General features: G+C 50.9%; 11 protein-coding genes and 1 pseudogene (1 of these 12 cut by a window edge). 7 read left to right on the forward strand and 5 right to left on the reverse strand.

Annotated elements, in window-relative coordinates:
• Together glmS and glmU are read right to left on the reverse strand one after the other, a co-directional pair.
• A pseudogene (gene glmS, locus EYC62_05090) lies at nt 1-1415 on the reverse strand (glutamine--fructose-6-phosphate transaminase (isomerizing)); it reaches 399 nt to the left of the window's first position.
• A gap of 14 nt (nt 1416-1429) precedes the next feature.
• Nucleotides 1430-2770 (reverse strand): bifunctional UDP-N-acetylglucosamine diphosphorylase/glucosamine-1-phosphate N-acetyltransferase GlmU, encoded by a 1341-nt coding sequence (gene glmU, locus EYC62_05095; GenBank protein ID TAH34732.1) that lies wholly within the window; start codon nt 2768-2770, stop codon nt 1430-1432.
• 128 nt (nt 2771-2898) lie between these two features.
• On the opposite strand from glmU, the gene EYC62_05100 reads away from it, so the two are divergent.
• From EYC62_05100 to EYC62_05110, 3 genes are read left to right on the forward strand one after another with little or no spacing between them, the layout of a single operon-like run.
• Nucleotides 2899-3765 carry a hypothetical protein gene (locus EYC62_05100; GenBank protein TAH34733.1) on the forward strand — a complete coding sequence of 289 codons (867 nt, stop codon included), beginning with the start codon at nt 2899-2901 and terminating at the stop codon, nt 3763-3765.
• Nucleotides 3766-4545 carry a 3'(2'),5'-bisphosphate nucleotidase CysQ gene (locus EYC62_05105; GenBank protein TAH34734.1) on the forward strand — a complete coding sequence of 260 codons (780 nt, stop codon included), beginning with the start codon at nt 3766-3768 and terminating at the stop codon, nt 4543-4545.
• Nucleotides 4545-7010, forward strand: a complete 2466-nt coding sequence (locus tag EYC62_05110) for a disulfide oxidoreductase (GenBank protein ID TAH34735.1) — start codon at nt 4545-4547, stop codon at nt 7008-7010. The genes EYC62_05105 and EYC62_05110 overlap by 1 nt, the downstream gene beginning before the upstream one ends.
• Here EYC62_05110 and EYC62_05115 read toward each other — a convergent pair.
• Nucleotides 7007-7270 (reverse strand): hypothetical protein, encoded by a 264-nt coding sequence (locus tag EYC62_05115; GenBank protein TAH34736.1) that lies wholly within the window; start codon nt 7268-7270, stop codon nt 7007-7009. The two genes, EYC62_05110 and EYC62_05115, sit on opposite strands and share 4 nt — an antisense overlap.
• A 194-nt stretch (nt 7271-7464) precedes the next feature.
• On the opposite strand from EYC62_05115, the gene EYC62_05120 reads away from it, so the two are divergent.
• Nucleotides 7465-7797 (forward strand): ferredoxin family protein, encoded by a 333-nt coding sequence (locus EYC62_05120; protein ID TAH34737.1) that lies wholly within the window; start codon nt 7465-7467, stop codon nt 7795-7797.
• A gap of 66 nt (nt 7798-7863) precedes the next feature.
• A complete protein-coding gene (locus EYC62_05125) occupies nt 7864-8742 on the forward strand; it encodes a hypothetical protein (GenBank protein ID TAH34738.1) in 879 nt (292 codons plus the stop codon).
• Here EYC62_05125 and EYC62_05130 read toward each other — a convergent pair.
• The gene (locus EYC62_05130; GenBank protein TAH34739.1) at nt 8739-8933 is read right to left on the reverse strand and encodes a hypothetical protein; all 195 of its coding nucleotides are present in this window, start codon (nt 8931-8933) and stop codon (nt 8739-8741) included. The two genes, EYC62_05125 and EYC62_05130, sit on opposite strands and share 4 nt — an antisense overlap.
• Before the next feature lie 193 nt (nt 8934-9126).
• On the opposite strand from EYC62_05130, the gene EYC62_05135 reads away from it, so the two are divergent.
• Both EYC62_05135 and EYC62_05140 read left to right on the forward strand, forming a co-directional pair.
• Nucleotides 9127-9906 (forward strand): CarD family transcriptional regulator, encoded by a 780-nt coding sequence (locus EYC62_05135; GenBank protein ID TAH34740.1) that lies wholly within the window; start codon nt 9127-9129, stop codon nt 9904-9906.
• Nucleotides 9907-10130: 224 nt separating this feature from the next.
• Entirely contained in the window at nt 10131-11012 is an 882-nt protein-coding gene (locus tag EYC62_05140) for an RNA polymerase factor sigma-32 (protein ID TAH34741.1), read from the forward strand.
• On the opposite strand, the gene EYC62_05145 is transcribed toward EYC62_05140, so the two are convergent.
• Nucleotides 11013-11870, reverse strand: coding sequence for a thermonuclease family protein (locus EYC62_05145; GenBank protein TAH34742.1), 858 nt, complete (start codon nt 11868-11870; stop codon nt 11013-11015).
• Between the last annotated feature and the right edge of the window lie 28 nt (nt 11871-11898).

An 11898-nucleotide genomic window follows, 5' to 3' on the forward strand; every position in this document is an offset into this window, starting at 1 on the left:
GACGGTCCGCGGCCCAAATACAAAACGTCGCGCGCTTCGAATACTTTATGGGCGATTTCTAAAATCGCCGAATCCAGTTCCAGTGTTTTTGCGATCAATGATGGCACTTCGGTCAGTGCCTGAATCATCGTATGGCTTTGCGCCAATGTGATCGTGCCGCGTTCGAGCGACGCCGTGACGGTCAGCGCGGCGAGCACCATCAATTGCGTCGTAAATGCCTTGGTCGATGCAACGCCGATTTCCGGGCCAGCCAGGGTTGGAATGGCCACATCCGCTTCGCGGCCCATGGAACTGGTTGGCACGTTGACAATCGCCAATGCGGGCAATTTATTTTGTTTCAAATGCCGCATCGCCGCCAATGTGTCGGCGGTTTCGCCAGATTGCGAAATAAACAGCCCAACCGATTTTGGATGCAACACCGGATCGCGATACCGGAATTCGGATGCGATATCGACATCGACCGCAAGCCGCGCATATTTTTCCAGCCAGTATTTGGCGATCATGCAGGAATGGTATGACGTGCCGCAGGCAATCAAATGCATACGTTCGACATTTTTCCAGGAAAACGGCATTTTCGGCAAATGCAATTCGCGGGTTTGCGGATTCAATAACGCATGCAACGTGTCGCCGATCACCGCGGGCTGTTCGTAAATTTCTTTATGCATGAAATGGGCGTGATTGCCCTTGCCGACCATGCCGCCCGATACGGCCGATTGCACCACCTGGCGTTTCACCGGCTGATTGTCGTTGCTGAAAATATTGGCGTTGCCGCGTTCCAACACCGCCCAATCGCCTTCTTCCAGATAAGACACGCGATCGGTCAGCGGCGCGACGGCCAGCGCATCCGATCCCAGATACATTTCGCCATCGCCATAACCGACAACCAGGGGACTGCCCTTGCGCGCGCCGATCAACATATCGTGGCCTGCGAAAATCATCGCCAATGCAAACGCGCCATGCAAACGGGGGAGAGATTTCGCCACGGCCTGTTGCGGCGATAGGCCTTGTTGCAAATACTGATCCAGCAAATGCACCACCACTTCGGAGTCGGTGTCGGATGCGAATTTATGGCCCAGTTTTTCCAATTCCGCGCGCAGCTCGGCGAAATTTTCGATAATGCCGTTATGGACAACCGCAACGCGCTCGGTCGCGTGCGGATGCGCGTTCGCCTCGTTCGGGACGCCATGCGTGGCCCAGCGCGTGTGGCCAATGCCGGTCATGCCGGCAATTTTTTTGGTTTGCACCAATTGCGCAAGGTTGTTCAGCTTGCCTTCGGCGCGGCGGCGTTCGATCTGGCCATTTTGCAATGTGGCAATGCCGGCGGAATCATAACCGCGATATTCCAGGCGCTTTAACGCATCGACCAATAACGGGGCCGCTTCTTGTTTGCCGATAATGCCGATGATGCCGCACATGGTTGTTCTCTTTCTTACGCCGATTTCTTGTTTTTCTTGCCGAGCAGAAAATCGCGGAATTGTTTCGCCCAGCCCGGTTTATTGACTTGCGGGGCGCGGCCGATCGCCAGCGCGCCGGGATCCACGTTTTCGGTGATTACGCTGCCGGCGCCGACAATCGCCCCAGCGCCAACCGATACCGGCGCAACCAGCGCCGTGTTCGATCCGATAAACGCATTCGACCCGATTTTGGTTTGATGTTTATTGACGCCGTCATAATTGCAAGTGATTGTGCCCGCGCCGATATTGGTATCCGCGCCAATGTCCGCGTCGCCCAAATATGTTAAATGTCCGGCGCTGGCGCCAGCGCCTAAATGCGCGTTCTTGATTTCAACGAAGTTGCCAACCTTCACATTTTCATCCAGCACCGCACCGGGGCGCAGACGGGCAAATGGGCCGATAATAGCGCCGGTTTTTGCGTGCGTTCCTTCGATATGGCTGAACGCCTTGATCGTAACGCCATTTTCGATTTTCACGTTTGGCCCGAAAAATACGTTCGGTTCGATGGTTACATCCGTGCCAATTTGCGTATCCATGCAAAAATATACCGAATTAGGGTCGATCATGCCGACCCCGGCCGTCAGAAATTTCTGCCGCAATCTTTTTTGCATCGTATCTTCCGCCGCCGCCAGTTGCGCGCGGGTATTGATGCCCATAACTTCTTCGACTTCGGCCTCGATCGCCTTGCATGGTAAACCCTTGGCGCGCGCCAAATGCACCAAATCCGTCAAATATAATTCCTTCTGCGCGTTTTTCGGCGTCAATTGCGACAGCAAAACAGGCAGTTGCTTGCCGTCAATCGCCATCAATCCGGCATTGCAAAACGCGATGGTTTTTTGCGCTTCGGTGCAATCGGCGAATTCCACAATGGCTTCCAGTCCGCCTTTTTGATCGGTAACCAGGCGGCCATATTGCGCGGGATCGTCCGGGTAAAATCCGGCAATCGCCACAGCCGCGCCGGCGCGGATTTGATCGATTAATTTTTGCAGCGTGCCGGGATGCAGAAATGGCGTGTCGCCATAAATCACCAAAACCGGACCGTTATGTCCGGCCAAAAATGGCGCGCCGCACTGCACCGCATGGCCGGTGCCGTGGGCAGGGGATTGGATAATGGTATGGATCGGCGCGGCGTAATCGGATACTTCGCCCATGCCTTCGCCCACGATGATTGCCATTTTATCCGGTTTCAGCATCATCGCGGTGTTGATGCAATAACGCAGCATCGGTTGGCCGGCGATTTTATGCAGCACTTTTGGGGTGGTCGAATGCATCCGGGTCGATTTTCCGGCAGCCAGAATTAAACAAGCGAAAGACATAAGAATTCCTTTGACGAGCGAATATATAGCGTGGGCACAGGCCCGTTCCAATTCACCTTTTATTGCAAAAAATTACTGTATTTCCCAGTGTTTTCTGATAGTTTGAAAGGCTTACGGACCGTTTTTCCATGCATTTTTCCATAGCTTTAGTCGTTCTTGTCGCCGCCCTGATGCATGCCAGCTGGAATGCCATCGTGCAAGGCAGCCATCACCGCGCCCTAAGCATGGCGACATTGAACTTTGTCTCCGCCATGGTATGCGTGCCATTCCTGCCGTTTGTCGATTTCCCGGTGCCCGAATCCTGGCCATATCTCGCGTTTTCGGTGATAACGCATGGGCTTTATATCACTTTGCTGATGTTTGCCTATAAATATGGCCCGTTGAATTTGTCTTATCCCATTGCCCGCGGACTGTCGCCCATTTTGCTGACGCTTTTCTCGCTGATATTTCTGCGGGACGGATTATCCTTGCCGATGATTGCCGGAATTGCGGCGATTTCATTCGCCATATTTTCATTGGTCTTTACCGCCAGGCGCACCACGCCCGGCAATGGCGAGCATGTGGAAACCAAGGCGGTGATGTTTGCCGTGATGACCGGCTGCATGATCGCAAGTTACTCAGCCGCCGACGCGATAGGCGCCAGGATGAACGCGAACACATTGTCATACAGTTTATGGCTGATGTTTTTATGCCAATTCCCATTCTGCTGGTATGTTTTTTACCGCTACCGCAATCACTTTCATTTATTTTTTAAAGTTGGTATTGCTAAATCCGCGTTCGCAGGCGCCTTGGCGACGTTCAATTATGCGCTAATTTTATGGTGCATGACCCAGGCTCCGGCGGCATCGGTATCATCCTTGCGCGAAAGCAGCGTCATTTTCGCAAGCCTGATCGGCGCCGTGATATTAAAAGAACCGTTTGGCCGAGCGCGGATTATGGCGGCTTGTTTGTTGGTTGGCGGCGTGGTGGTATTAATTTTAAGCAAGGCGGGATAAATGTTAACCAAAGTCATCGATGTTGCAAAAACGGCCGGCGCGGAAATCATGCGTTTTTATGAAGAAGGCGTTCAGCCTGAAATCAAGCGCGATGGGTCGATGGTAACGCCTGCCGATAGGGCAGCGGAAAAAATCATCCGCGAAGGTCTTGCAAAAATAGCGCCGAACATTCCATTTGTCGGCGAAGAATCGGTCGAGGCCGGCATTGTTCCCGATGTATCGGCTGGAACGTTCTGGTGCGTCGATCCGTTGGACGGTACGCGCAATTTTGTCGAACGTAACGGCAAATTCGGCGTGTTGATCGGTTTGATTGAAAATGGCGCTCCGTCGCTGGGCGTTTTATACGCGCCATTTTTGAATGTTTTGGCGTTTGGCGGATTTGGCCATGGCGCGTTTGTCAATCGCGGCAAAGGCGACGAGAAATTGCATGATTTGCGCGCGGCTGGCGCGAATCCCCGTATCGTTGTGGAGCAGCGGATCAAGGACCGCGATAGCGTAAAAAACTATGCCAAAAAAGTAAATGGGACGGTGATCGGCACATCCAACGCCTGGCCGTTTTTGGAATTCGCGGCTGGCGGATACGATATCTGCGCCGCATTTTCCGCCGCTTATGAATGGGACACGGCGGCTACCCATGCGATTTTGCGCGCGCTGGGCGGCGAAGTTTTCGCGCCCGGAAAAATCCCGCTGCCTTACGGCAAATCGGCGCAGAAATTTAAGAATCCGAATATGCTGGCTTCTCACGCCGCTTTTATTGGCCAAGCGCCGGATTTTGAATAATGACTTATTCCAAAGACCGTATTTCCGCCATTCTTGGTCCCACCAATACCGGCAAAACATACGTTACGATCGAACGGATGTTGACGCACACGTCCGGCATGATCGGGTTTCCGCTGCGCCTTCTGGCGCGCGAAAATTACGATAAGGTTGCGGCGATCAAGGGCGCGGCGCAAGTGGCGCTGATTACCGGCGAAGAACAGATTATTCCAGACAACCCGCGTTATTTCATTTGCACGGTCGAAGCCATGCCGATGGAACGCATGGTCGAATTCATCGCGGTCGACGAAATTCAATTGGCGGCCGATCCGGATCGCGGCCATATTTTCACCGACCGGATTTTCAACGCGCGCGGATTGTCGGAAACGATGTTTATCGGGTCGGACACGATCCGGCATTTGCTGGAAAAAATGATTCCGGAGATTCAGGTCACTTCGCGTCCGCGATTTTCGCAATTGTCCTATGCCGGGTACAAAAAAATCGTCCGCCTGCCGCAACGCAGCGCGGTCGTCGCTTTTTCCGCCGCCGATGTTTATGCGCTGGCCGAATTTATGCGCCGTCAACGCGGCGGTACGGCGGTGGTTATGGGCGCGCTATCGCCCCGCGCGCGCAACGCGCAGGTAGGCATGTATCAGGCGGGAGAGGTCGATTATATCGTCGCAACCGACGCGATCGGCATGGGATTGAATATGGATATCGACCATGTGGCGTTTTCCACCATCCGCAAATTCGACGGGCGCAACGTGCGGCAATTGCGCGCATCGGAAATGGGCCAGATCGCCGGCCGGGCCGGGCGGTATATGCGCGATGGCACGTTCGGCACAACGGCGGACGAAGGATCGTTGCCCGATCATCTGGCCAAAAAAATCGAAGGGCATAAGTTCGATCCGGTGCAAATCGTTTATTGGCGCAACAGCAAATTGGATTTTTCTTCGGTAAAAGAATTGCAATATACGCTGAATGCGCCGCCGCCGCGCGAATTTTGCAAACGCCCGACGGGACTGGAGGATCAAGAAATTCTGGAACGCATGGCCGAAGACCAAGGTATTATGCAATTGGCGCAAGGATACGAATCGGTAAAATTGCTGTGGGAAGTTTGCCAGGTTCCCGATTACCGCAAATTGCTGACTGAAATTCACGCGCGTTTTTTAATGCAGGTTTATATGAATATCGTCACGGGCCATGGCCATATCCCGCACACCTTCATCGAAAAACAAGTCGCGAATCTGGATCGGTATGATGGCGATATGAATGCGATCATGACGCGTTTGGCCCATATTCGCACATGGAATTACATATCGAATCGCGGCGATTGGGTGGAAAATCAGGCGGAATGGAAAGAACGTTGCCGCGATATCGAAGATCGTTTGTCCGATGCGCTGCACCTGGAATTGACCCAACGTTTCGTCGACAAACGCATTGCCGTGTTGATGAAAAAATTGGACGAAAACGCCGAATTCACCGCCGATGTAAACAGTGCGGGCGATGTTTTGGTTGAAGGACAATTTGTTGGGCGTCTGGCCGGTTTTCGGTTCCAACCCGATCAAGATGTTTTGCAAACCGTCAGCAAACCGATCAAGATCGCCGCGCGCAAGGCGATTTTAGGGCATTTACCAAAACAAGTTGAAAAATTGGTATCAGAAGAAAAACCGGCGCTGACATTGGCGCGCAATAACGAGATTTTATGGCATGGCAAGCCGGTGGCAAAATTGAACGCGGGCAAGGATATTTTATCGCCCGCCGTGCATGTGATTGGCGATGAAGAAATGGATGCGGGGCTGCGCGCCAAAGCGGCAGAGCCGATTGAAAAATGGATTAATTCGTATTTGCGCGAACATTTGACCGATTTGTATAATGTAAAACAATTGCCTGCCGAAGGCGCGTTGCGCGGGTTGATATTCCAATTGGTTGAAAATCTGGGCGGCTTGCCGATGAATAAAGTCCGCGCCAGCGTTGGGGAATTGCATAACGATGCCAAAAATATGCTGGAAGAAGCCGGGTTCGATATCGGCCATCATTCGATCCACGGCAAAAATTTGAACGCGCCACGCCAAACGATATTGCGCGCGCAATTATGGGGCCTGTTCCATAACCGTATGCACGGCGCGGCGAATCTCGCTGGAAAAATATTGGCGCAGACCGACGATAAAATTTCCGGCGACGATGCGATAGCGGCCGGATTTATCAAAGTGAATCAGATTTATGTCCGCGCCGATAAATATGAACGTATCGGCGATGTTCTGGCCGATCATTTGCGGCGAAAAAAGCCGGTTAAAATTCGCGATATCAAATCGCTGGCCACAATCAACGCGCATCAATTATGGCAAATCGCCGAGGCGCAGGGGTTTATCGCCAAAAAAATAGATCACGGCGTGATTGTTCAGGGGCGCAGAAAACAATCCGAGAAAAAGAAACAGAAATCCGAAAAGCCGGATGACAAATCGCCTTTTGCAGTTTTAAAAAATTAACGGCTGCCGCGTTCTAATCTGGCTTTATCGGCTGCGTCTGCGGGTTTTGAGGGTGCGTCATTCCCTTCATATCCAATTACTCTTTTGTTGTGCGGTTCTGCCGGGTGTCCGCTAAAATTCATACTGATGGCGCAGACGGTTCCAATAGCTAAGGATAAAACTACAAATGTAACCGCCGCATCTCGAATCGGAGTAGGTAAGCCGCTAGTTTCCGAGCCAAATGTTGGAGTACCAAATGAAGCAGTTGTATTAGCACGCATGAAATCTCTCCCTTATTATTTTCTAAGCGAAACTATGCAATTTCCGGCTATGCCCGTCAATTGGGTTTATATTCTTACAATTTGCCGATTGTGAATATTATTTGGCTTTGCAGCAGAAAATAACCCGGGATTGACTAGAATCAATGATCGCTGTAACTAATACGTATTAAATAGATACAATAATAAGGGATACAATGACTTACGTCGTCACCGAAGCCTGCATTCGTTGCAAATATATGGACTGTATCGAGGTTTGCCCCGTCGATTGTTTTTACGTCGGCGAAAATATGCTGGTGATTCACCCCGATCAATGCATCGATTGCGGCGTGTGCGAACCCGAATGCCCGGCCGAAGCGATTATTCCAGATACCAAACCCGAGGCAGAAAAATGGCTGGAACTAAACCGTGAATATTCCGAAGTCTGGCCGAATATCACCAAAAAGGGCGAAGCCCCTGCGGATGCCGATCAATGGAAAGGCAAACCGGATAAAATGCAGCATTTCGATCCGAAGCCAGGCAAGCCATAAAGCTTGTAGTTTTTCTTAAAAAGATATAATCTTCGCGCTAAGTATATTATTAGCGGGAGATATATTATGGCTAAGCCAACCACCTCCAAACCCTCACCGGCCGTTACGGTTCAAAAGACGCCGCCAAAACCGGTCGGATGGGCGATAACGGCAATTACTGCGATTGGCGGTGTTGCCATTGCCACCTTCTTTGCGATTCATTATCAAAGCGAACTCGGCGATACACGGGCGATGTTGACAGGGGCAAACAAAAATTTGGCGGATGCCGAACATGAAAACTCCAGACTGAAGCTTGTGATAGATTATCAAAAAGCGCGGTTAGAACAGCCTTTGCGGCGCATGACGAATGCGGCAAGTTATATTATATGTCCAGACCCGACAAATCCCGCCGAACAGATTATTTTCGGGATTCGCGGTTATTGGAATGAATCGCAAACCGCATTGGGCGGTGTGTTTTTAGTGCGCGGCCGGCCGATGCAAGATGCCTATGTCGTGGTGCAAGGTCAAAAGCCGCAATCCTTATCATGGATGGAACCGATTTCGCCATATGAAGCAATGACGACACTAGGCTTGTCCCGTGTGCAAAGCTTGCTGGGCAAAGTAACGGCGGACCCGGACAGTTTATCGATTGTTCAATTTCCAACATTTCAGGCACAAGCGCGCGCGATGTTGCAGCAAATTCTAACCGTTCCCGCCGACCAATTGGACAGAGCGCGTCCTCCTGTCACCAGTACTGCGGAAAGTATGCCATTAATCGTTCAACCAATTCAGCCAGAACCGCAATGGAGGCCGCTGCCAAAATCAAAACGGGGATTTCAACCGCAGGACGATGGGCAAGAACCCAAAGATCCAGCAAAACCGTTTTCCTTATTGCCGGGAAAATCGCAATCTGTTCCAGTTTGCGTTTTAGCGGAAATATCCGGATCGTATCGCCGCCGCGCTTAGTGCGTTCTGCCAAGGTGCAATCTATTTCCGATTGCTGCGGCAATTTGTTGGCGGTGTCTCCAGGCGGCGCCGACAATCATGAATGCCATTAATCCTGGCCAGCTGATCAATTCTATTGCCCTGTACAAGGCGCTTGGCGACTCGTTGTCCCAGCCATCCTCTGCGGTTGCCGATCTTTCACTTTCACTCATTATTCCACTCCATCGTACTTTTTTAAATTTTTTGATTAATATTGATTAGGTGCTTATTATATTAATGCACAAATAAAGCAAAGTATATTTGTGGATGCCAATTGCCGTCGCAAATTCACGTTGAAATTAACCAATTTTTCTGCTATATATTTCACGTTCGGAATATAATATTAATTATAATATTACCGAAAACATGGAAAGGTTGGAATTAAATATCATGTCTAAAGCAAAAGCCGCGAAAAAAGCAACTACTGCAAAGAAAAAAGCTCCAGTAGCTAAGAAAGTTGCTAAACCAGTAGCAGGGATTAAGAAGCAAACTGCTAAACTTATCACCAAGAAACCGAGCAATTCGAATACCGCTCCGGCAAATGCCCCGAAAACGGCAAAGCCAGGTACCGCCCCGATGGCGGGTATCAAAATGATCGATACCAAGTCGATCATGGCTAAATCGAAATTGAAACCGGCCCAGGCCGCAAAAATGGCGGAACCCGCCTTCGCCGCTAATGATTTCGTCGTGTACCCAACCCATGGCGTTGGTTTGGTCAAAGGCGTTGAAGTTCAGGAAATCGCCGGCCACAAGCTGAAACTATTTGTGATCGAAATCGAAGGCGCGAAAATGACCATTAAAGTTCCGGTAAACAAAGCCGGCAACGTTGGCCTGCGCCGCTTGTCGTCGCGCAAGGAAATGGGCGTGGCGCTGGAAAAATTGAAAATCAAGGCTCGCGTTCGCCGCACCATGTGGTCGCGCCGCGCCGCCGAATACGAAGCGAAAATCAATTCCGGCGACCCGACTCAAATCGCCGAAGTCGTGCGCGAATTATATCGCAGCTCGACCCAGCCGGATCAGTCCTATTCCGAACGTCAGATTTATCAAAACGCTTTGGAACGCCTGTCCCGTGAAGTCGCTGCCGTGGATCGCAGCAATGAAGCGCAAGCGGTCGAAAAGATTGAAGGCATTTTAAAAGCTGCCTAATTGATTGATTTTAGATGATATCTTCCAAAGGGGCCGGTAGCCAAACCGGCCCCTAAGTGTTTGAAAAAGAAAAATTTATGCACCCCTTGTTATCCACTTATACAATGCTTATGTCTTAAGTTGACAAGACTAGTCAACAATTTACCACAATTCTGCTTAACACTGTTGGCGAAGTTAAATTGTTCCACGTGGAACAATTCTTAGGTCCCAAGTTGGAGGTTCTGATGGGTAGCAATTATCACAATAAATCCAAAGATGCCGACATGCAATTCATTCGCCAGTCGATGCGGATCAGTTTGCTGAGTAAGGAAGAAGAGTTGAAGCTGGCGAAAGCCTGGCAGAAAAAACGCGATCAAGCCAGTTTGCATAAATTGGTCAGCGCCTATATGCGTCTGGTGATCGCCATCGCGCACAAATTCCGCGTCTATGGTTTGCCGGTCAGCGACATGATTCAAGAAGGCAATATCGGCCTGATGCAGGCGGCGATGCGGTTCGATATTGCGCGCAACGTTCGTTTTTCGACTTATGCGTCGTGGTGGATTCGCGCGCAGATTCAGGATTATATTTTACGCAACTGGTCGATCGTCCGCACCGGAACGACGGCGGCGCACAAATCGCTGTTTTTCAATTTCAACCGGCTGCGCGCAAAAATCGACGGTACCGCCTCACGCGGGTTGACCGATCATGACCGTGGGCGGATTGCCAAGGAACTTGGCGTCAATCAAATCGACGTGCATCATATGGAACAGCGATTGTCCGGCGGCGATTATTCGTTATCGAATGTTTTGAACGAAGATTCAGAATCGACCGCCCAGGATTTTCTCGCCGATACGCGTCCGACGCCGGAACAATATGTGACCACCAAATACGATCACATCACCAGATCGCACTGGCTGAACGAGGCGCTGAATACTCTGTCGGAACGGGAGCGTTTTATTATAACCCGCCGCCGCTTGGCGGAAGAAGGCGATACATTGGAAGTCTTAGGCGAAAAAATGGGCGTCAGCAAAGAACGCGTGCGCCAGCTTGAAACCCGCGCGATGCAAAAACTGGAAGTTCATTTGCGCAAATCGGTTCCTTCGCCGCAAGACCTGTTTGAAGAATAATCAGGTTTTCTTTTGCCTTGTCCGTTTGCCTTTAACGGGCTTGGCGGTTGGTGCTGGTTCCAATATTTCCAGCAATTCCGGATGGGTCAGCGTAATGCTTGGCCCATTTTTATTTTCTACGAATCCGCGCACCCGCACGCGGATTCCTTCCAAATCTTTGGGTTTTATTTTCGCGGCGGTAAATAAGGCGCGCGCAGTCGGCGGAATTACCGCAGTGAAATCTTTTTTCCAGTCTATGTCGAAATCCAAGTAAATAGTTTTCTTAACTTCCGCCGTATATAGAACCTTGCCTTCAACAACCTGCACCTGATCCCAATATTTTTTGTCGAGCACTTGTTCCGGCGTCAGCACCTTAAATTCCGGCAGCGCCCAAAGACCGTTGCCGTATCCGCGCGCATCGCGATCAAGGGCCATCAATTCCGCCGCAATGACACGATTGTCCGGCGCGCTAAGCGCACGCGCATGCCCTTGTTGCACGATCGCATGGGCATAAGATAATCCGTCCATGGTAAAAGGGTAGGCGAGGATGCGGCCATACCGGTCCTGTTTCGCCGTGCCATAAAATATTTGCACTTGCGCGGATGGCGAATGATCGAGGCCGGAAAATTCCCCCACATATTTTTTTGCCTGCGCGGCATAGGAATTTGGAATATCGATGCCGAGAATTTTGACCGTGCGGCCATCCTGCAGTTTCAACAAATCCCCGGCCAATACTTCGGTAACGGTTTCCACCGGCCCTTTGATCAGGGCGGGATCAAGCCGCGCTTCATCCGATAATGTGTCCGCATAAATATTGCCGCCGACCATAAGAGCCAGTATAATCGCCAACGACACAAAAATTTTTCCGGAGAATTGCATTGGATCTTTTCCCACCGATTAAGCCATA

This window comes from Alphaproteobacteria bacterium (genome assembly GCA_004295055.1).
In the GTDB taxonomy this organism is placed as follows: domain Bacteria; phylum Pseudomonadota; class Alphaproteobacteria; order SHNJ01; family SHNJ01; genus SHNJ01.